The organism is Commensalibacter oyaizuii, from assembly GCF_029953265.1.
GTDB lineage: Bacteria > Pseudomonadota > Alphaproteobacteria > Acetobacterales > Acetobacteraceae > Commensalibacter > Commensalibacter oyaizuii.
The window spans coordinates 1,342,343-1,364,036 of record NZ_JASBAO010000001.1; the positions used below are offsets into that span (position 1 = coordinate 1,342,343).

The following is a 21,694-nucleotide window of genomic DNA, read 5'->3' on the forward strand; positions in this document are numbered from 1 at the left end:
GATACATGAATAAAGCCAACCTATATCATATCTTGTCTCAACTTTATTTTAATAAAATGTATAAAAATCTTGTTTCAACTTACCTTCATCTTTTACATTGCAATTTAAAAGTCATTATTGTTGCTATTATTATTGATTCTTTGTGGGGTGATCCAAAAACAATTTATAAAAAAATCCCCCATCCTATTATTTGGATTGGCACTTTGATTCATAAGCTGGATCATCATCTCAATCATCATAATGACCCTTCTTTTATTCAAAAAAGAAACGGTTTTTTTGCGCTTGCTATTGCAACTTTTATTCCTATGATTATTGGGACTATACTTCAAAAAATATTATTTAAAATATTACCAAAATCCATAGCAATATTGATATGTGCATTCATTACCAGTATTTTTATTGCTAAACGTTCTTTATACGAACATGTAAAAGCTGTTGAAACACCTCTACATACCCAAAATATCCCCGCAGCTCGTATTGCAGTCAGTCAAATTGTTGGACGTAAAACTGATCATTTAGATCAATCTGGAATATGCAGAGCAGCCATTGAGAGCCTAGCTGAAAATTTTTCTGATGGTGTTATTGCCCCTATTTTTTGGGGATGTGTTGGAGGATTACCAGGTATTATTGCTTATAAAGCCATCAATACAGCTGATAGTATGATTGGTCATAAAACAGCAAAATATTTATATTTTGGTTATGCTGCCGCAAAAACAGATGATTATATTAATTACCCAGCTTCAAGACTTTCTGCCTTATGGATTACTCTAGCCGTTAAAAGAAACCTAATTAAGACAATAAAAAAAATTAAAAAAGAAGCAAAAAAACATAACTCACCTAATGCAGGTTGGCCAGAAGCAGCGATGGCACTAGGTTTATCAATTCAACTGGGAGGGCCACGACAATACAAAGAAGGGACAGTTGACACTGACTGGATTGGAAATGGACGAAAAATTTTATCCTATCAGGATATTAAAAATGCCCTGCGAGTATTTCAAATCTCATGTCGTTTCAATTTACTGTGCATCTTATTTATTTATTTCAGTATCAAAATAAATATTAAATAGATGTTAAGTATTTATTTCATATAGTTAAGTAAAAACACAAAATCATTACTGTATTTTTTAAAAAGCGTATTGCCAAACCTACTAGATATACGCTATACAGTTAAAAGGTTATTTAAAGCACATCTTTGACTATAGGTCTTTGATGTTTATATACGAGATAGCCTGATGCCTATCAAGAGATTACGAATAACTGCCTTTTACTTGAATCTCTATTATTAACTACCTAACTACTTATTTTGGTCCCCCCATCCTTTTGGGGGGATTTTTTTATCTTATTACATTGCTTGTTTTATTAATAAATCAAGATTTAAATATGATTCAATATGATCTGCCCAGCGATCTAAGGTAAACTCTAGTTCTTTTTGGTACTGTGTAGCTGAATTTTTTAATCCAAAATAACGTAATAATGATCGACGTGCATCATCGTGATGAAAAATGCCATGAATATAGGTTCCCAAAACACGACCATCATCAGATACCGCACCATCAGCTTTATTCTGATCAAATTGAACAAGAGGTTTATAACGCTGGTGACATATTGTAACACCTAGATGCATTTCATAACCTACACATGGCGATTGATCGAATGTGATTATTCCTTTGATCCGAGATAATGTTTTTTTCTGATCTAATGTGGTTGATATTTTTAAAAGATCTAGGCCCGGTATCCTTTGTTGGTCGCCTTCAATTTGATGGGGATCAGATATGTCGCTTCCCAGCATTTGATATCCGCCACAAATTCCCATTACGAACCCACCATGGCGAAGATGGGCCTTTATATCAGTATCCCATCCTGTTTCATACAATATTTTTAAATCAGCAATGGTTGTTTTTGACCCTGGAAGAATAATAACGTCCGTATATTGGGGAATAGGTTTGCCAACTTCTATGAAATTTACCTGAACGTCAGGTTCATATTGCAATGGATCAAAATCATCGAAATTAGATATTGTTGGCAAAAGCAAAATCGAAATATGAAGTTTATTTTTTTCCTTATCATGTAATTTTCCATTTAAGTCCGCAGCATCTTCTGCGGGTAACTGACGTAGATCAGGAAAATATGGCAACAACCCTATAGTTTGCCATTGTGTTTTTTGTTCAATCCAACACATCGCATCCGAAAACAAAGAAGCATCGCCACGCATTTTATTGACAATGAACCCTTTGACCAATTTTAAATCTTCGACAGATAATACGGCGTGTGTGCCAATTAAACTAGCAATTACCCCACCACGATCAATATCCCCAATCAAAATAACTGGTGCCCCAACAGCCTGTGCAAACCCCATATTTGCAATATCATGATGACGCAAATTAATTTCTGATGCAGACCCTGCCCCCTCAATTAAAACAAGATCAGCTTGACTGGATAGTATATTAAAACTTTCTTGCACATAAGGTAGTAATTTCGCTTTAAGGGTCTGATATTCTTTTGCTTTTGCTTGGCCCCATATTTTACCCTGCACAATGATTTGTGACCCTACAGAACTTTGAGGTTTTAACAAAACGGGATTCATATGAATGCTAGGCTCTACCCCGCAAGCTATGGCCTGCAATGCTTGAGCACGGCCAATTTCACCGCCATCAACAGTCACGGCAGCATTATTCGACATATTTTGAGGTTTGAAGGGTAAGACCTTCAATCCTCGTCGCCTTAATGCCCGCGCAATTCCTGCCACCAATACTGATTTACCAACACTGGATCCTGTTCCTTGAAACATTAAGGCCTTTGACATTAAAACTCGACACCTTTTTGAGCTTTGACCCCAGCGTCAAAATGATGTTTAATCAAATTCATTTCCGTGACTAAATCAGCAGCTTCAATAAGTTCTGGCTTTGCGTTGCGTCCTGTAATTACGACATGTTGCATTGCGGGACGTTTTCGTAAGCCTTCTAAGACAACATCCATTGCAATGTAATCATAACGCAGTGCAATATTTAACTCGTCTAAAACAACCAATGCGATATCTTCACATTGCAAATATTCAAGTGCAACAGCCCATGCCTTGGCACAAGAAGCAATATCCTTTTGTTTATCCTGCGTATCCCATGTAAAGCCTTCGCCAAGAGTATGCCATTTTAATAAATCAGGGAACATATCTGCCATTTTACGTTCCCCAGTTTGCCATTCAGGTGCCTTAATGAATTGTACGACTGCACATTTCCGCCCATATCCCAAATTCCGAAAAACCAGACCAAATGCCGCTGTTGATTTCCCTTTGCCAGAGCCTGTATGCACCATAACAAGGCCTTTTTCTTCTTTTTTAGAAGACACAAGCTCCTTTTGTAACTCTTTTCTTTTTTGCATCTTTTTTTTATGCAACTCAGCATCTTGATTCATATGAATATCCTTTGATTATGGTTTAATAAATACGGGATATCCCGCAATAATACATGTAAAACGATCCGCAATCTTGGCAACTTTCTGATGCAACACCCCTGCATGATTTCGAAATGCTCTGGCCATTGGATCAATGGGAACAATTCCTTGCCCCACTTCGTTACTAACAATCACGATATCCCCTTGATATGCTTTTAATCCTGATAATAATATCTCTATTTCATTATCAATATGATAATGATCCATCATAAGATTGGTTAACCACAAGGTTAAACAATCTATTAAAACGGGCTCTTTATTTAACTGTTGTAAAGCTTTAGCAATTTGTATGGGTACTTCGATGGTTTGCCATCCTTGACCGCGACGCTTTTGATGATTGATAATCTTTTGTTGCATCTCATCATCCCATGCCCTTCCTGTTGCTAAATATATCCATGGTGCAGGTAACTGCATTATTTGTTCTTCGGCATAACCACTTTTGCCTGATTTGGCACCACCTAAAATAAAACTAATCATACTATATGTTACAATTTCTTGTTGAAACCCTACAAAAACATAGCACACTATGATTATAATAAATCAACATTCTATAAAAATTTTACAACCCACCCCATACTCGAGGAAAATACAATGCAACATGAAGTTCTACAACTTGTTCCTATGACCAAAAGCATTCAAGAACAAGTTAACCAAAAATTTAACACTCATATCCATCTTAATGGTCTGCCAGATACGGATATTTTGAATAAAATTGAAGCTGTTATTACAAACGGTGTGATCGGCGCACCGACGGATTTTCTGAATAGCCTGCCCAACCTAAAATTAATTACAGTACATGGTGTAGGATACGATAACGTTGATACACAGCTAGCAAAACAAAGAAACATTAAGCTAAGCATTGCAGCAGGAGCCCCCACGGTTGATGTCGCTGATATGGCTTTGGCTTTATTATTAAATGTTGCACGTCAAATTAATTTACGTGATCAATTTATCCGTGACGGTCGTTGGGAACATGAACGATGCCCTTATCAAGGGACCTCTATTTCGAATAAAAAAGTGGGAATTATGGGTATGGGTCCAATTGGACGGGCAATTGCACAACGGATCAGTGCTTTTGATAATGAAGTTTCTTATACGGCTCGTCACCAACATACTGATGTACAATGGAATTTTGTACCGTCCCTTTTGGATCTTGCAAAACAATCAGATATTTTTATTGTAGCAGCCAGTGGGGGGGATAATTCGCGAAAAGCAGTCAATAAAGAAATTATTGAAGCAATTGGTGAACGTGGCTTTTTAATTAATATTGGACGTGGTGTTACCATTGATGAAGAGGCCTTGATTGGATGTCTACAACAGAAAAAAATTGCAGGCGCAGGCTTGGATGTTTTTGCGAATGAACCACATGTTCCTCAATGCCTGAAAGAATTACCCAATGTTGTTATGGCACCCCATTCAGCAGGCGCAACTTTTGAAACATCGAAGGCCACAGCAACAAAAGTTTTACAATCTTTGGAGGTTTTTTTTGCAGGAAAAGCCCTGCCTGATGAGGTCAAACTCTAACTTCTTGACTTTCAAACGCTAAAGAATCAGCATGTAATTCAACGTTATAACAAAATCGTTGATCATTGCTGATTATTTGTAAATTATTACGTTCATAATGTTCGCAAATATATATCATTTTTGATTAACATTTCGAAGCTGACGGCATTTTTCAAAACGAATGACATGGTTACGATTGAACTTCAATTTAACTGGATGTTCATTTAAATCAGCAGAATTATTCCATAAAACATGATGAATAATATCATATTTAATCCAACCAATTAAAACAAAAGAATTCATATCTGGTTTTATTCTTTTCTGATCATAACCGACCTGGGCTGAAATCATATCTCCCTTATCATCATCAATAATAAGAGAAATCTCATTCTTTTTGATCCCTCTAAATGGAAAATTACTACTTCTGACCAGCTCTGTTAAATATCCATAACATGAGGTGGCTTGGAAATTTTTTGCCAAAACTGGTTCTATTGACGACAATATTATGATAAGGCTCAATAATATCCATGAATTTTTCATTATATCTGTTCCCTTTACAGCGTTTTTCGACATTAAAATTTTCTATTCAAATAACCCATCTTTCCCATAGTGTTTTTTTATCATTTTGATTATAACAATCTATGATGGTTTCTTAGGAATTAATAGGGAATACAGTGTAATTCTGTAACTGCCCCCGCAACTGTGATTTTCGTATATTATTTCTGCATACCACTGGTGCATTACTGGGAAGGTTGAAATAATAATAAAACGATCAGTCAGGAGACCTGCCATCAACCATTGGTCAACGTGAAAACATTGGGCGGGGTGACCCAATGTCGCAAACAGGTAATTACTACCTTTTTCTTTTCATAATGACATGAACATTACCGTAAGGCACTATTCATGTTTACGTCTGTAAAACATTTATTTGATGAAAGTTCATCAGAATTAAAAGCACGATTAATCACCATTTATACTGCACTGGCTATATTAAACATTGGGGCATGGATCTGGGCTTTTGTTGCGTTTCATAACAAACCTGCGTTACTGGGGATTTCTTTGGTGATATATGGATTGGGATTACGCCACGCTGTGGATGCTGATCACATTGCAGCCATTGACAATGTAACCCGTAAATTAATGCAAATGGGACAACGCCCTGTCTCTGTTGGTTTTTTCTTTTCCCTTGGACATTCCACAGTTGTTTTTATTGTTGCTGTTCTTGTTGCCATAACCGTCAATGCATTAAGTAACTTTGAACATTTGCAAAATATTACTGGCATTATCAGTACCTGCATCTCTGCCTTCTTTTTAATCATTATTGCAGTAATGAATATCTTCATTTTTATCTCAATCTATAAAACTTATAAAAGAGTTAAAAATGGCGGGGATTATGTCGAAGAAGACTTGGATATACTGTTAAATAACCGTGGGTTTTTATCACGCTTACTTCGTCCTCTTTTTAAATTAATTACCAAGGGGTGGCATATGTTTCCCTTGGGCTTTTTATTTGGTCTGGGCTTTGACACAGCAACTGAGGTTTCAATGTTTGCTGTTTCTGCATCACAGATTAATCAAGGTATTCCTTTAACGTCCATTATGGTGTTTCCTGTTTTATTTGCAGCGGGTATGTCCCTTGTCGACACCAGTGATGGGATCTTGATGTTAAAAGCCTATGACTGGGCTTTTGTTAAACCCATGCGCAAGCTGTTTTACAATATGTCTATTACCTTGGTTTCAATTTTTGTTGCCTTGTTTATTGGTGGAATAGAAGCATTAAGCTTGATCGCTGATCAATTTAATTTACAAGGCAGTTTTTGGAATATCATCAGTGAATTAAGCAGCAACTTCAATGAATTAGGTTACGCTATTATTGGCATATTTATCTTAGCATGGTTAATTTCATATATCATTTATAAAACTCAGAAAATTGAATAACCATCTATCATATTAAAACTATAAAGGCTTATCATGGTAAACTACTCTAAAATAAGCCTTTAGTTACTAAATCTATTATTAGCAATTATTATTATATATATTAAAATAAAGATCAAAATAGTGAAGTAATATGTTCATAATTTGAACTAAAAAAAAATTTGTGAGCCTATTGCTCCGTATAGATTTTATTTATTTACGATTACTAAACCCCCAAATCTGTTAAACTAGGATGTTCATCAGGTCTTCTTCCCAAAGGCCAAAAATATTTTCGATCAGCTTCTTTAATGGCTAAATCATTGATACAAGCAAATCGTTTACACATCAGTCCATTTTGATCAAATTCCCAGTTTTCGTTTCCAAAAGATCGAAACCAATTCCCCTGACCATCATGCCACTCATAGGCAAAACGAACAGCAATTCTGTTTTGATGATATGCCCATAATTCTTTAATTAAACGATAATCTTGCTCATCGCGCCATTTTGTCGTTAGAAACGCAATAATTTCCCGTCGGCCATTGATAAACTGATCGCGATTACGCCACGCACTGTCCACGGTGTAAGCCAGCGCAACTTTTTCAGGATTACGACTGTTCCAGCCATCTTCGGCTAACCTAACTTTTTGTATAGCAGTATCTAATGTAAACGGGGGTAGCGGAGAACGAATTTCGATCATATTATAATCTTTCGTGCGGATATGAACAAACATCATTGATGCTTATCCTGCCCGCGTTATAACAAATCAAATTACTTTTTAGGGTCTGCCCAATTAATAATTAAATCTGCATTTTTATGATGTTTTTCAATTAATTGTGCATTAGGTTCATCCGTATTTACCACCCAAGCTTTGGCATCTTCTATTGAACGTCCAAAATAATGATGACGATTTACCAAACGCTGCTGACGTTCTAATAAAGGTGCGGTCACGAACCACCTCTCATCAAAAAGCAACGATAATGGATTCCACTCCCCTTGAGATAATAATAAATAGTTTCCTTCGGTGATAATTAAAGGAACGTCATCAAAAATAGGAATAGACCCAGCAATAGGCTCTTCGATTGTACGATAAAATTCAGGGGCATAAATAATCTCGCCCTTTTGCTGATTTTTCAAACGCTCTATCAGGGACTTGTACCCCCATACATCAAACGTATCAGGGGCCCCTTTGCGTCCTTTGCGCCCCAAACGTTCCAGCTCTTTATTTGATAAATGAAACCCATCCATTGGCACAACCATTGAACAATCTGCCAAAGCTTTATGCAGTAAACCAGCAACTGTTGACTTGCCAGACCCTGGGGCGCCTGCAATGGCCAAAATAATACGCTTGCCATTTCTACACAAGTTTTTAGCTCTATCAATATATTCTTGTGATAAGACCAATCCATCAACAGGCGTTTCACTTTTACTTTCCATGACCTAACACCTTTATACCTTTTATAAAATATTAAAGATATTATAGAATTAAGCTATTCGTTTAAACACCTATCTTTATTAATTATGACTATAATATTACACCAAGGTATATTATCCCTTCTGAGAGGTTTTATTGTCAATAATACCCACTCAAAATAAAGAGGTAATTGTTCATAAGTCAATTCATCTGGTAGATTTTCCCCCGACTAAACAAAATCACAGATAATTTTTTATCAAATTCTTATTATTATTCTATGATAAACAAAAGACGACTAGATTTTACAGTATACATACAGTAAATATTTGTATTCAGAAATCTTTCATAATGTTATTATTTTTTAATTTTTAGGAAAGCATATGTCCTTTTCTTCTAAATTTACGATATCCTCAGCCTTTATATTACTCAGCTCTCTGACTGGATGCGGAAATCAACAGGCCCCAGTGACTGCATCTTCGCAAAATAATATTCAAAATACTGCAACAGCCCCTTACCAAACAAACGCTGGTGGATCTAATTCCAAAACGACTTCTGAAAAATTAGGAACGAAATGGGGGGAAAATATTGCTTCTTCTGTCACCACCCGCCAAGCCACACGTGAAACCAATACACCAACATCAATGGCCAGTATTTATTACAGTACTAACCCCGACCGTTCTTACCCAACCAGCTATATTGCGTTGGACAAAATCCTAATGCAAGTTCAAGATCCATATAAACGAAAAATGAAATTATATCCTAATGGAAATAATAACTATACTTTACAAGGTAAAGAAGGACAACGCTATCAGCTTTATTTCTATAACAACAGCCCCGAACAAAGTTATGAAGTTGTAACAACTGTTGATGGAATTGACGTTGTTTCTGGACAAACTGGGTCTGTTCGGCGCAGGGGATACATCATTTCACCGCAAACTTCATTAACCATTGCAGGTTTTCGCAAAAGCCAATCTGATGTTGCAGCATTTCGCTTTTCAAAACCTGAACACAGTTATGCCGCACATTCCGTTGCAGGAGACATCAGTAATACTGGCGTGATCGGGGTTGCCGTTTTCCCTTTATTACCACAAACACCTCCAAAATGTGCCCAACAAGCCTTTCCACAAGATAGCGAATATGCCCCACCCCCCTGTCAGAAATAAAATTATTTAAATTAATAATAATCTATCCCCATTAAAAATCTGGATTGCATGTCTACAGCACCTTTTCTTCTGATAATAAAAAAGATAATCTAGTTTGTTATTATTTATCACAAGAAGTATAGGACCCCATCATGCAATCCGCGCGTATTCCCGCCACGATTATTTCTGGTTTTTTAGGTGCTGGTAAAACTACACTATTACGTTCCTTAATGGAAAAAACAACCAACAAAAAAATCGCGATTATTGTAAATGAATTCGGATCTTTGGGATTTGATGGGGAAATTTTAAAAAATTGTGGCGTACCAGGATGTACAGAAGAAAATATTGTAGAACTTGCTAATGGATGTATTTGTTGTACGGTTGCTGATGAATTCCTGCCCACGATGGAGGCACTGTTAAACCGTGCTGATCCCCCTGAACATATTATTATTGAAACATCTGGTCTGGCTTTACCAAAACCGTTAATTAAGGCATTTAACTGGCCCAGTATTAAAACCAGAATGACCGTTGATGGCGTGGTAACCCTTGTTGACGCACCTGCTGTACTGGCAGGTCAATTTGCTGACGATCCTGATGCTGTTGCTAAACAACGTGCTGCTGACCCATCATTGGATCATGATAATCCCCTACATGAAGTATTCGAAGACCAACTTTGTTCAGCTGATTTAATTATTTTAAATAAAGTCGATTTAATTACCTCTGAACAAGCTCAACAACTGTGCCAAGATATTCAAAAGGAAATCCCCAAAGCGGTTAAAATCATCCAATCTTCAAAGGGGCAAATTGATCCCGAAATTGTTTTAGGCATTCATGCTGGGGCAGAAGATGATCTAAATACCCGCCCATCCCATCACGATACAGAAGGAGAAGACCACGAACATGATGATTTCACCAGTTTTGTCGTCTCCGTTCCCATGGTAAAGGATCCAGAAGCCTTGGTTCAAAAATTAATTCAATTAACCAACACTCATGATATTTTACGAATTAAGGGATATGTTCATATTGAAAATAAACCAATGCGTTTAGAAATTCACGGGGTGGGTCAACGCTTTAATTATCATTTCGACCGTCTATGGCGTAAAGATGAACAGCGTAACGGTAACCTAATTATTATTGGTGAAACTGGCATTGATCAAAATGCTATCCAACAAGCGTTACAAGTCTAAGGAAAGATAAAATAATGCATCTGCTGGTTCGTGAAATAAAAAGCCTAGACGAACAGGCCATAGCCGAAGATTTACAACATGAACCAGCGGACATTATCTTTTTTTCTTTTTCAAACAATGATTTAAAAATTATGGGACAATGTCTGGAAAAATTGCCCACGGCTTTTCCAACGGTCAGACTGGCACCTTTGAATCGTCTGCGCCATCCGATGTCGGTTGATCTTTATTTGGACGATACTGTTCGTCATGCCAAATTCGTTATTTTACGTCTATTGGGGGGAATAGAATATTGGCGATATGGTACCGACGAGCTGGTTGCTTTATGCCAATCAAAAAATATACCATTATTGGTTTTACCTGGCGAAGGGTATGATGATCCAACTCTAAATCAATTATGTACCTTACCCCCGGCCCTAGTTACCCAATTTAAAACTTTGTTTTATGAAGGTGGGCCTGTCAATTTTTCCCATATTTTACATCTGGCTGCCAGTTATCTAACACAAGCCCCCTATCAGGTTCATCCAGAAACATTACCAATGGTTGGGGAGTACGATTTATCTTTGCCGACACACGATCATCAACCTACAGCAATTATTTTGTTTTATCGCACCCATTTGCTGGCCAATAATATTACACCAATTTTGACATTGGCCCATCAATTATCCCAAAATCAAATTAATATAAGAGCGATATATGTCAGCTCTTTAAAAGATCCCATTGTTTCATATTGGGTGCATAATTTTTTACAAAACACCCCTTCACATTTAATCCTGAATGCTACGTATTTTTCTGTTCAACAAGACTCACAAAACTCTCTTTTCAAACAAATAGATGTTCCTGTTTTACAATTACTTCAACCCAGTAATTCGCAACAATTATGGGAAACAAGTTTTCGTGGATTATCCCAAACTGATCTGGCGATGCAGGTTGTTTTACCCGAACTCGATGGAAAATTATTAACCACTGCCATCGCCTTTAAAAAAGAAGAAAATGGCCAAATTTATTACGATCCTTACCCTGAAGGTATCGATCTGGTTGTAGAGCGTGCACTGGGCTGGATCGATCTTGCTCGTAAAACCAATAAAGAAAAAAAAATAACCATTTTCCTGTCCAATTATCCTGGTGTTGGTGGACAGGAAGGACACGCCGTGGGATTGGACAGTTTTGCAAGTTTATATCACATTTTACAATGGTTAAAGCAGGAGGGATACGATCTGGGCCCCCGGCCTATTCCTGCTCAGCAAGAATTAACCAAAATATTATGCCATCAAGCACCACAACCCATTCTCTCTGTCCCTCAATATCAAGCTTTATTTTCAGAACTCCCCGAATCTTTTCAAACCTCGGTTCTAAAATCTTGGCCTGACATAAACCTTGATGAAACAATTCACGATCAATTTCTAACCCTTCGCTATTTAACGTTGGGCCATGTTACTGTCGCTGTACAACCTGAACGGGCAACCCAGCAAACACATAAAACCCTATATCATGACCCCGATACCCCCCCTTGTCATGGGTATATTGCAACTTATTTGTGGCTGCGAAAAATAATACGTACAGATGCATTAATTCACCTTGGTACCCATGGCACAACAGAATGGTTACCTGGCAAAGCAACCGCTTTGTCGCATGAATGCGCACCTATTATATTATTACGGGGGATACCCGTTATTTATCCCTTCATCGTTAATAACCCAGGCGAGGCTGCTTGCGCTAAACGCAGATTGGGGGCTATTACTATTGGACACCTAACCCCCCCTGTCAGTAAAGCCGTATTAAGCGGCCCAGCCGCAGAATTAGAACGATTGATTGATGATTATGCTGAGGCAGATGGGCTGGATCGTAGACGCAGTCAAATCCTGCTTAGTGCTATTTTAGACAAAGCTGAACGTTGTGGTCTGTTGGCAGAAACGGGTATCAACCGAAAAGAAAGTGGCGATGAAGTTGCTTTAAGTCATCTAGATGCCTATTTATGCGATGTCAAAGACCTACAAATCCGCGAAGGATTACATATCTTTGGAAATACTCCCCCACAATATCAGCAATTATTAACCATCATTCAGGCCTATGCCCCCGATCAAGCACAAACCCTGCAAGAAAAGTTGTATCAATGTGCAAACAATGAAAAATCAGCTTTACTACAAGCGTTAAACGGTCGTTTTATCGAGGCTGGCCCTGCTGGTGCGCCAACAAGGGGGCGTTTGGATGTTCTGCCGACGGGACGTAATTTATATACAGTTGATCCACGCTCTATTCCTACCCAAACGGCTTACGTTCTGGCACAAAATGCGGCCAAGCATTTATTGCTGCGCTATATGCAAGAAAACGGGGATCATTTACGCACGATTGTCATTGATCTGTGGGGCAGTACCAATTTACGCACAGGTGGGGAAGATCTAGCCCTTGCCTATATTTTAATGGGCGCACAACCCATTTGGGACCCAACCTCGGGTCGGGTTACGGCGGTTGAAATCCTTCCTTTGGCCAAAATGGATCGCCCCCGCGTGGATGTAACCTTGCGCATTTCGGGTTTTTTTCGAGATGCATTCGAGGCACAAATCAATACATTTGATCAAACTGTTGAAGCCATCGCCACACGTGATGAAGACGAATTCTGGAATCCATTAGCAGGTTTGTATCAACATTCCCCCTCCAATAATCAAATCCCCACACGAATTTATGGCACTGCCCAAGGGACCTATGGAACAGGGATCGAGGATAATTTAACGACTAGCAACTGGCAGGAACAAAAAGAGTTGGGCGAATTATGGATTAAAAATTCTTCTTATGCTTATGGTCGCCATAAAACTGGAGAATATGATGAACAGGGCCTATCTGATCGTTTGAAAACCACACAGGCATTTATACATACCCAAGATCACAGTGAAATTGATTTATTAGACAGTCCCGATTATGCCGCCCACGAAGGAGGATTTGCAGCAGCAGCTCAATTATTCAATAACCAACCAACCTTATATCATGCAGACACATCCACACCCGAAGCTCCCAAAATCAGATTGTTGGTCGAGGAGGTTAACCGCATCACCCGTGGACGGGCAGCCAATCCAACATGGATACACTCCATGATGAATCATTCCTATCGCGGGGCGGGTGAGATTGCCCGTTCTGTTGATGCATTATTTGCGTTTTCAGCAACCCTGCCCCACCGTTTTGATCAGCAATTTAATTTAGTTTTTGAAGCGACATTGGGCGACGATACGGTTCGATCTTTTTTAAAAGATGCCAATCTTGCAGCATACCGAACCATGCTCCGTCGTTTTTCAGAGGCAAGAGATCGTGGATTATGGCATCCGAAATCTAACAGTGTGGCCATGATATTGGAGCAAGACCGTGAATAATATACGCCGTGGCTGGTGTCCATCTTTATATCGGCCTATGGAAACAGGGGACGGTTTTTTATGCCGCATTAAACCTTTTTTCTCGTCCATCACCAGCGATCAAGCATTTTTTATTGCTCAAATTGCCAAAGATTATGGCAATGGTTATATGAATATATCCCAAAAAGCCAATTTACAGCTGCGTGGTTTTAGCCCAAAGGATATATCCCACCTTATCCCATCCATTGTAGAGCACCATCTAGCCTCTCCCGATTTAAAAACAGAAGAAAAACGAAACTTCCTAATTTCTCCTTTTACTGATCTTGATCCTTTATGTCACCCAGAAACAAAAAACCTGGCCGTGACCTTGCAAGATCTGATTTTACAAAATTGCCAACTGCATCCTTTATCTGGGAAATTCAGCTTTTTAGTCGATGGTCAGGGACAATTTTCCTTGGATCAACATTATAGCGATATTAATATTCGCGCCCACCATCACAAATGGTGTATCCAACTAGGTCGTTATCCCTCTGTGATCGCTTGTGATGTTCAAACAGCGCCCTATATTGCTTTGGAAATTTTACAGTTTTGTATCAATAACAACATTAAACGTTTAATAGATCCAAAAAACGCGCAACTCTTTTTAGATCAAACATCATATCCAACCTTTACCTATACCCCAAAAATAATGACCACACCCCCAGTTGGGGACATTAAAGATATCGGAATACATGTGGGTATCCCCTTTGGTCTATTAACAGCGACACAGCTACAACATTTGGGAGTGATCGCCCAACAATTTGGCAATGCCACCTTACAACTTACCCCTTGGCACAGCATAATTTTACCCAATTGTTCTACTCGTAATTTGTCATCCCTTACAGATTTTATAATCACCCCAGAAGATCCACGCCTGAACGTTATCTTATGTCCTGGTAAACCTTTTTGTATTCAGGGACAACAGCCAACCTTAAAAGATATCACCCGTTTATTACCCCATTTATCCTCTTATACAGCCCCTATACATCTATCGGGATGTGCCAAAGGGTGTGCATCACCACAATCAAACCCGATCACTTTGTGCGCAACATCGACTGGATATAACCTAATCTTTGATGGCAAGGCGACTGAAAAAACCTCTTATCAAGATCTTAATTTGACAGAAATCATAAGTTTGCTAAAAACGCACTCATCTTCTACTTTGTAAGAAAAAATCGTAATGTCTTTGTATAATTATATCCATGATGGTCAGGCCATTTACAAAAAATCCTTTGCCGCTATTCGTAGTGAGGCTGATTTATCCATTTTTGACAAAGATCAATCCCGTATCGTCGTCAGAATCATTCATGCCTGTGGCCGTACTGAAATTACCAAAGATATTTTATTTCATCACGATTTTGTTCATTGTGCAGAAACTGCATTACAAGCTGGAAAACCCATTTTTTGTGATGCAGAAATGGTCGCACATGGTATTACTAAACGCAGATTACCCGCCAATAATACTATTATTTGCACGCTAAATCATCCGCAGACCCCATCTCTTGCCAGCGACCTAAAAAATACCCGTTCAGCTGCAGCCATCCATTTATGGGGGGATGCATTGGAAGGTAGCGTTGTTGTTGTGGGAAATGCACCAACCACCCTATTTCATTTAATTAACTTGCTAGAAGTAAAAAAAATTCCAGCCCCAGCAGCGATTATTGGCATGCCCGTTGGATTTGTAGGGGCTGCAGAATCAAAAGATGCCTTAGTTGAGTGGAATAAAATTCCTTATTTAATTGTTAAAGGACGACAAGGGGGCAGTGCCATGGCCGTTGCAGCCGTAAATGCCATTGCTCAGAAGCAGGAATTGTAACATGCAGGGAAAACTGAATATTTTAGGTATGGGACCTGGTGATCCAGAACTAGTTACCAGAAAAGCAGAACGCCTATTACGCAGCCATTCTATTTTTGCTTATTTCGCAAAAAAGGGGGAAAAAGGGCATGCCAGGCACATTGCCCAAGAATTCATTACCAATACTCATCAAGAACTGCGTTTTGAATATCCCATAACAACAGAGATTCCGCATAAACATATTGAATATAAACAGGCTTTACAACAATTTTACGATCAATCTGCACATCATATTCAACATCATCTAGATCAAGGCGAAACGGTCAATTTACTATGTGAAGGAGATCCATTGCTTTATGGCTCGGCTATGTATATTTTAGAGCGATTATCACCAACTTATACCACGGAAATCGTCCCTGGTATCTGTGCAATGAATGGATGTTGGAGTGCCGCAAAATTACCCATCGTCAAATATGAGCAAACCTTAACCGTTATTCCTGCAACCCTGCCACTAGAACAATTGACAGATAAATTATACCATAGTGATTCCGTAGTTATTATGAAAATTGGTCGTCATTTAGCAAAAGTTAAATCAGCATTGCAAACAACAGATTTATTAAACAAAGCTGTTTATATTGAACGTGGTACGCAACTTAACCAACGCATTTTACCCATGACTGAATTAACCCAAGAACATGCCCCTTATTTTTCTCTGATTTTAATTACTGGATAATACAACGTTATGATAAATGGACATGTATATATCATTGGCCTTGGTCCTGGGGATCAAAATTTACTAACTTTAGAAGTATTATCCCTTTTACCCACGTTGACTGATATCGTTGGTTACGGCCCTTATGTAGAACGTGTTGAAGTACCAAACACCGTGCGCAAACATGGTACCGATAATCGCCAAGAATTAGACCGCGCCCATCATGCATTAACCCTGGCACAACAAGGTCACCGGGTGGGTGTTGTATCGTCAGGTGACGCAGGTGTTTTTGCAATGGCCAGTGCTGTTTTCGAGGCCATCGACCAAGGAGATATTTCTCTTAAAACAATCCAAGTAACCGTATTACCTGGTATATCCGCTATGTTTGCCGCCGCGGCACGGTTGGGGGCACCTTTAGGGCATGATTTTTGTGCAATTTCATTGTCAGACAATCTAAAACCATGGGAGTTAATCCTGCACCGATTGAAATTAGCAGCACAGGCAGATTTTGTTATCGCCCTCTATAATGCTGTTTCTAAAGCACGCCCTTGGCAATTAGACACTGCGTTTGACCTGTTGCGAAAGGAATTGCCTACTGATATTCCAGTGGCTTTTTGTCGTGCAATATCAAGGAAAGATGAACATATTGAATTAACCACGTTAAAAAATGCCAAATCTTCAATGGGGGATATGCAAACCTTGGTTATTATTGGCAGTCGATATAGCAGAGTGATTCAACCCTTATCTGATTGTAATCCATGGTTTTATACCCCAAGATCTATTACCAAAAAGTAAGAAAAATAGATTGGCCATTATATCCTTGTTCAAAACATTCTAGTCATTAACTTTATCTGAAATCGACCATCACATCATACATAAATTGCAAAACGTCACTATTCTAACCATAATAATAATATATTAAATTATCATTTATTGTTTATGGCTGCGTTGCGTTTAATCTTACGATATGCACGACATGCTTTTGTCAATTGTTGTGAACATGCTTGCTTAAAATAAGCTTGAGCTCTAGCAATATTTTTTGTTACGCCTTGCCCTTGCCAATACATTTCACCCAAATCGTATTGAGCATTAACATCACCATGATACGCCGCATGCCTTAACCACCTTGCAGCAGTAGAGTAATTTTGAGAAACCCCTATTCCGTCATAATATAAAACACCCATATTATATTCCGCATCTTTGTCCCCCTGCAAAGCTGCCTGCCTTAACCATTGAAAGGCTTTGGCATCATCCTTAGAGACCCCACGCCCATATTCATATGCCATTCCAAGATTATATTGCGCAGGCGCATATCCCTGCCCTGCCGACAGTTTATACCACTCAGCTGCTTTAACAGGATCTAAGGCCCCACCCTGCCCCGTATCATACATAATGGCCAAATTATACTGGGCTTCCATAATCCCTTGTTTCGCTGCTTTTTCATACCATTGCTTTGCAATGACTTTATCTGCCGGAACTCCATTCCCGCTATCGTAAAGAATTCCCAAATTATATTGAGCCGTCGCATTCCCTTTCGCAGCATGTTCTTTTAATCTTTGAAGATTAATTTCATCCTCTTTAGGATCTGCATAACCACAAGGAATTTGAATTAGAAAGCTAGTTGTAAGAACGATATACTGTAATCGTCTTAGCATTTGTCTTATCCCATATTATAAACATTATACTCTATTTAAAAACTATACGCCTGTTTCTTAAATTATCCAAAAATTTGGCTAATTTGTTGATAGGCTTCCTGCCACGAGTTTATCGTTGGCATACAAGGCATGGTAGGTCTTTTTACCATGATGACAGGAATTCCTAATTGCCGTGCAGCAATAATTTTTGCGTAAATCGTTTCACCACCAGAATTTTTACTGACAATACAATTAATGTCAAACTGTTTTAACAACATTAACTCGTCAGATAAAAGAAAAGGACCCTTTGCCTGTATAATATGGGAATTTTGTGGGATATAAACTTTATCAGGATAATCGACACTTCTAATCACATAAGAATGTTGTACAGAACATGCTTTAAATGGCAATATCTCCTTACGACCAATCGTCAAAAAAACCCGCTGAGGATGTTGCCCCAACACCTCTACCGTCTCCGACACGGAATTAACCTCTAACCATCGATCGCCAGTTTGTTTTTCCCATGCAGGACGTTCTAAACGTAAATAAGGAATCTGGGTAATTTGTGCGACTTGAAACGCATTATTGGTAATTTGCTGGGCAAATGGATGGGTGGCATCAATAATACCATCAATTTGATGGTCCTGTACCCATTGTGCCATCTTAACGCCCCCCCCAAATCCACCAACTCTGGTAGTAACTTGTGGAGGAAAAGCGGGTGCTTTTGTAACACCCGCCAAAGAATAAATAACGTCGTATTTATTATCTGTGGATATTCCTCCTACCAACTGAATAGCTTCAGTTGTGCCACCTAAAATTAATATTTTTTTTTATAATGAACCAGCATACTTGTGCTTTACTCTTGTTAATATTGCAGTCCTGATAATTGTAAAACATCATCACGTACCTGCGCAAGAGTATCATTTGCAATTGGAACAACAGCCCCGTGTTGAGTAACAATCGTATCATACAACAAAGAGTAAGGGTCTAGCTTTGCCCCTATGTCCGCAGCTTGTGTACCTGGTAAATGAAATCTTAAGAAATCGGGAATGACATCTAAAAGGCTAAAAACATTTTTGAAACTATTTGCATTCCAATCGTCTAATTTCCCCTGCATAGCAGCACTGTCCGCCTTATCACCGACAAATACGACCTGGCCATAATGGTTAAACTTGCCTTCTGATCCAGGGGTCATAGAGGTTACAAAGGGTGATTGTCCCTGAGTATCAGACGCATATTCACCAACAGGATCACCATAGGTAACAAGACTGATAAAATTATCCCCATTTCCTTTTGCGGTTGCTGATTCAGGAATTCCTGTTGACTCGAATGCCATCCCTGCTAATCCAGTTTGTTGAGCTACGTAAGAAGCCTCTATACCGCCCAATGAATGACCAGTTAAAAACACATCATTGGTGGAATACCCTTGTAATTGGGCTTGATGCACAACATATTTGGTGAAATTTAAGGCATCTTTCTCTGCTACCGATACTTCTTGATTCCACACCTGAATATCGGATGCGACCTGACTGATTGTCATTAATGGGTTTATGATTAAATTATCACCCCCACCAGTACCTTGAAACGCAATGATCACTTGTTTTTGATCTGTAACCCAAACCTTAGCAGCCATTCCTGATATTTTATTTTGTATTGCCAGCTGCTTACCATCAACTAAAAAAGGTGTCATACCATCAGGATAACCATTAATAGAATATTCTGTATTCGCAGCATTTAAAAATTGTGAAACCGTTGGAGTCTTATCCAGATCCTGATCCACTGGCGCTGCAATTGAGTAATCATTTTTTAAAACAGATAAATCTGTATGGGTTGTGTTATTAATGATATTATCTGGCAATGAAGCTATAAAACTGACTGCTTGACTAATGCCTAAAAAATTGAATACTTCGTTTACATCATCAATAATAGAAGATGCTAACTTACGGCCCCAGGTCCAGAGCTTTGTTGTAAATTGACTCATAACAACTCCTTATATTCATTACTAAAGGTAATAAATATAATTCATTTTAAATAGTCAAATATTTTATTATTAACATTTAATAAAATAATTCCTATCAAATATTAATATTGTTTATTCGTCATTTTATATCTTCAATAAAATACTAAAAATGTTAAAAATAATCCTTTTTATAAAACAAAATGACAAACACCCATGACACATCCGTTTCTTAGCATTATTGGTATTGGAGAAGATGGCATAGGCTCGCTTGCTTCAGTTGCCAAAAATCGATTGCGTACTGCCTCCCTTGTCGTTGGTGGGAAACGCCATCTTGCCCATGCGAATTCGTTAATTCAAGGGGAAAAAGAAACGTGGTCAAATCCCATTACATCTTCCTTACAAAAGATTTTAGAGTATAAACCAAATCCTGTAGTGATTTTAGCCTCTGGAGACCCGTTTTGGTATGGTATTGGGCCTTTAGCTATTAAAACATTAAAACCTGCAGAATGGGAAAGCTTCCCTGCAATTTCCTCTTGTACACTGGCATGTAATCGTTTAGGATGGTATGGACAAGATATACAAACGGTTTCTTTATGTGGACGACCTATTGAAACATTACGCCCTGCCCTGACCCCCAATAGACGCTTATTCATTCTGTCCGCTAATGAAGAAACACCTCATAAAGTCCATAACATTTTAAAAGAATGGAATATTTCTTATAAGCATTTTTATATCCTAGAAGCACTAGGAGGTAACGATGAACATATTATGGCTCTTTCCTCCACAGATACACTTCCTAAAGATATTCATCCATTAAATATCATTGCTTTAGAGCTGGATAATTTTTGCCCACTTCCATTTACCCACGGCCGCCAGGATCATTGGTTTGCAAATGATGGGCAATTAACCAAACAAGCCATTCGTGCCAATACAATATCTGCATTACAACCTTATCCTGGTGCTGTGTTATGGGATATTGGAACAGGCTCTGGATCTGTTGCCATAGAATGGATGTTAACACACCCAACATGCAAAGCCATTGCCATTGAAGCTCGTGCAGATCGTGCCGATCGTGCCAAGGAAAATGCTGTTCGCCTTGGGGTGCCATCCTTACAAATTATTAAAGGGAAAGCCCCTGAAATATTGCCAGACCTGCCCCCTCCTGATGCGGTATTTATTGGAGGGGGATTAACCTCGCCAGATCTACTAGAAACAGTTTGGAATGCTTTGCGTCCATTGGGCAGACTTGTTATCAATTCCGTAACAATTGAAGGCGACCTTTTGTTATTCAAAGCCAAAGAAAAATGGGGGGGTGAGATCACACGTTTACATATTGAACATTATGAATCTTTGGGAAGCTATCATGGATTTAAACCTGCACGTGCTATTACTCAATATGTTGTTCAGAAGCCTTAATAAAGTATAAAAATATGATGTCGATACAATGTTATTTAAACAAGTCAAAACAAATCATTGGATTGTTATCTGCCATAACTCTTTTTGCTATTCAACCAAGCAAAGCATACAATATTACTAGCAAAGATGGTAATTTGCTTAGTTCATCCGTAAGCTGCCCTGATAATCCACAATGTATTTATTCGAAAAAAGAAAC

20 protein-coding genes and 1 riboswitch are annotated in these 21,694 nt (G+C 38.5%); of the genes, 11 read left to right on the forward strand and 9 right to left on the reverse strand.

What is annotated here, in order from left to right; all coding sequences use genetic code 11:
• The first annotated feature begins 56 nt into the window (after positions 1-56).
• Positions 57-1,067: an adenosylcobinamide-phosphate synthase CbiB gene (gene cbiB / locus QJV27_RS05955; RefSeq protein WP_281448036.1), complete on the forward strand. Its 1,011-nt coding sequence runs from the start codon at positions 57-59 to the stop codon at positions 1,065-1,067.
• 275 nt (positions 1,068-1,342) lie between these two features.
• Here cbiB and QJV27_RS05960 read toward each other — a convergent pair whose 3' ends face one another.
• The 3 genes from QJV27_RS05960 to cobU are packed head-to-tail and all read right to left on the reverse strand — an operon-like array spanning position 1,343 to position 3,924.
• On the reverse strand, positions 1,343-2,803 hold the full coding sequence (locus tag QJV27_RS05960; RefSeq protein ID WP_281448037.1) for a cobyric acid synthase: 1,461 nt from the start codon (positions 2,801-2,803) through the stop codon (positions 1,343-1,345).
• Positions 2,803-3,408 carry a cob(I)yrinic acid a,c-diamide adenosyltransferase gene (gene cobO, locus QJV27_RS05965; protein ID WP_281448038.1) on the reverse strand — a complete coding sequence of 202 codons (606 nt, stop codon included), beginning with the start codon at positions 3,406-3,408 and terminating at the stop codon, positions 2,803-2,805. Before cobO ends, QJV27_RS05960 begins: the two co-directional genes overlap by 1 nt.
• Before the next feature lie 15 nt (positions 3,409-3,423).
• The gene (gene cobU, locus QJV27_RS05970; protein ID WP_281448039.1) at positions 3,424-3,924 is read right to left on the reverse strand and encodes a bifunctional adenosylcobinamide kinase/adenosylcobinamide-phosphate guanylyltransferase; all 501 of its coding nucleotides are present in this window, start codon (positions 3,922-3,924) and stop codon (positions 3,424-3,426) included.
• A gap of 114 nt (positions 3,925-4,038) precedes the next feature.
• Between cobU and QJV27_RS05975 the strand changes: the two genes are divergently transcribed.
• The gene (locus tag QJV27_RS05975; RefSeq protein WP_281448040.1) at positions 4,039-4,971 is read left to right on the forward strand and encodes a 2-hydroxyacid dehydrogenase; all 933 of its coding nucleotides are present in this window, start codon (positions 4,039-4,041) and stop codon (positions 4,969-4,971) included.
• Between the two features lie 114 nt (positions 4,972-5,085).
• Here QJV27_RS05975 and QJV27_RS05980 read toward each other — a convergent pair whose 3' ends face one another.
• Entirely contained in the window at positions 5,086-5,523 is a 438-nt protein-coding gene (locus tag QJV27_RS05980) for a hypothetical protein (RefSeq protein WP_281448041.1), read from the reverse strand.
• A gap of 55 nt (positions 5,524-5,578) precedes the next feature.
• Positions 5,579-5,757, forward strand: a riboswitch (cobalamin riboswitch).
• Positions 5,758-5,853: 96 nt separating this feature from the next.
• Between QJV27_RS05980 and QJV27_RS05985 the strand changes: the two genes are divergently transcribed.
• A complete protein-coding gene (locus QJV27_RS05985) occupies positions 5,854-6,888 on the forward strand; it encodes a HoxN/HupN/NixA family nickel/cobalt transporter (protein WP_281448042.1) in 1,035 nt (344 codons plus the stop codon).
• A 202-nt stretch (positions 6,889-7,090) separates the two neighbouring features.
• Here QJV27_RS05985 and QJV27_RS05990 read toward each other — a convergent pair whose 3' ends face one another.
• Positions 7,091-7,597 (reverse strand): nuclear transport factor 2 family protein, encoded by a 507-nt coding sequence (locus QJV27_RS05990; protein WP_281448043.1) that lies wholly within the window; start codon positions 7,595-7,597, stop codon positions 7,091-7,093.
• Positions 7,598-7,632: 35 nt separating this feature from the next.
• A complete protein-coding gene (locus QJV27_RS05995; protein ID WP_281448044.1) occupies positions 7,633-8,298 on the reverse strand; it encodes a nucleoside/nucleotide kinase family protein in 666 nt (221 codons plus the stop codon).
• A 357-nt stretch (positions 8,299-8,655) separates the two neighbouring features.
• Here QJV27_RS05995 and QJV27_RS06000 point away from each other — a divergent pair, with 357 nt between their 5' ends.
• The 7 genes from QJV27_RS06000 to cobJ all read left to right on the forward strand — a co-directional run bounded on the left by QJV27_RS06000 (position 8,656) and on the right by cobJ (position 17,283).
• Positions 8,656-9,438, forward strand: coding sequence for a hypothetical protein (locus tag QJV27_RS06000; RefSeq protein ID WP_281448045.1), 783 nt, complete (start codon positions 8,656-8,658; stop codon positions 9,436-9,438).
• A gap of 131 nt (positions 9,439-9,569) precedes the next feature.
• Complete coding sequence (cobW, locus tag QJV27_RS06005; RefSeq protein WP_281448046.1) at positions 9,570-10,604, forward strand: cobalamin biosynthesis protein CobW; 1,035 nt, start codon at positions 9,570-9,572, stop codon at positions 10,602-10,604.
• A gap of 14 nt (positions 10,605-10,618) precedes the next feature.
• A complete protein-coding gene (gene cobN, locus QJV27_RS06010; RefSeq protein WP_281448047.1) occupies positions 10,619-13,963 on the forward strand; it encodes a cobaltochelatase subunit CobN in 3,345 nt (1,114 codons plus the stop codon).
• The gene (locus QJV27_RS06015; protein WP_281448048.1) at positions 13,956-15,149 is read left to right on the forward strand and encodes a hypothetical protein; all 1,194 of its coding nucleotides are present in this window, start codon (positions 13,956-13,958) and stop codon (positions 15,147-15,149) included. The genes cobN and QJV27_RS06015 overlap by 8 nt, the downstream gene beginning before the upstream one ends.
• A 12-nt stretch (positions 15,150-15,161) precedes the next feature.
• Entirely contained in the window at positions 15,162-15,797 is a 636-nt protein-coding gene (locus QJV27_RS06020) for a precorrin-8X methylmutase (RefSeq protein ID WP_281448049.1), read from the forward strand.
• 1 nt (position 15,798) lies between these two features.
• Positions 15,799-16,509, forward strand: a complete 711-nt coding sequence (locus tag QJV27_RS06025; RefSeq protein WP_281448050.1) for a precorrin-2 C(20)-methyltransferase — start codon at positions 15,799-15,801, stop codon at positions 16,507-16,509.
• A 12-nt stretch (positions 16,510-16,521) separates the two neighbouring features.
• Positions 16,522-17,283: a precorrin-3B C(17)-methyltransferase gene (gene cobJ, locus QJV27_RS06030; RefSeq protein ID WP_281448979.1), complete on the forward strand. Its 762-nt coding sequence runs from the start codon at positions 16,522-16,524 to the stop codon at positions 17,281-17,283.
• Between the two features lie 131 nt (positions 17,284-17,414).
• On the opposite strand, the gene QJV27_RS06035 is transcribed toward cobJ, so the two are convergent.
• The 3 genes from QJV27_RS06035 to QJV27_RS06045 form a co-directional block, all read right to left on the reverse strand.
• Positions 17,415-18,143, reverse strand: a complete 729-nt coding sequence (locus QJV27_RS06035; RefSeq protein WP_281448051.1) for a tetratricopeptide repeat protein — start codon at positions 18,141-18,143, stop codon at positions 17,415-17,417.
• A gap of 62 nt (positions 18,144-18,205) precedes the next feature.
• On the reverse strand, positions 18,206-18,946 hold the full coding sequence (locus tag QJV27_RS06040; protein ID WP_346771196.1) for a cobalt-precorrin-6A reductase: 741 nt from the start codon (positions 18,944-18,946) through the stop codon (positions 18,206-18,208).
• A gap of 41 nt (positions 18,947-18,987) precedes the next feature.
• On the reverse strand, positions 18,988-20,103 hold the full coding sequence (locus tag QJV27_RS06045; protein WP_281448052.1) for a lipase: 1,116 nt from the start codon (positions 20,101-20,103) through the stop codon (positions 18,988-18,990).
• 192 nt (positions 20,104-20,295) lie between these two features.
• Between QJV27_RS06045 and cbiE the strand changes: the two genes are divergently transcribed.
• On the forward strand, positions 20,296-21,498 hold the full coding sequence (gene cbiE / locus QJV27_RS06050) for a precorrin-6y C5,15-methyltransferase (decarboxylating) subunit CbiE (protein WP_281448053.1): 1,203 nt from the start codon (positions 20,296-20,298) through the stop codon (positions 21,496-21,498).
• Positions 21,499-21,694 lie beyond the last annotated feature (196 nt).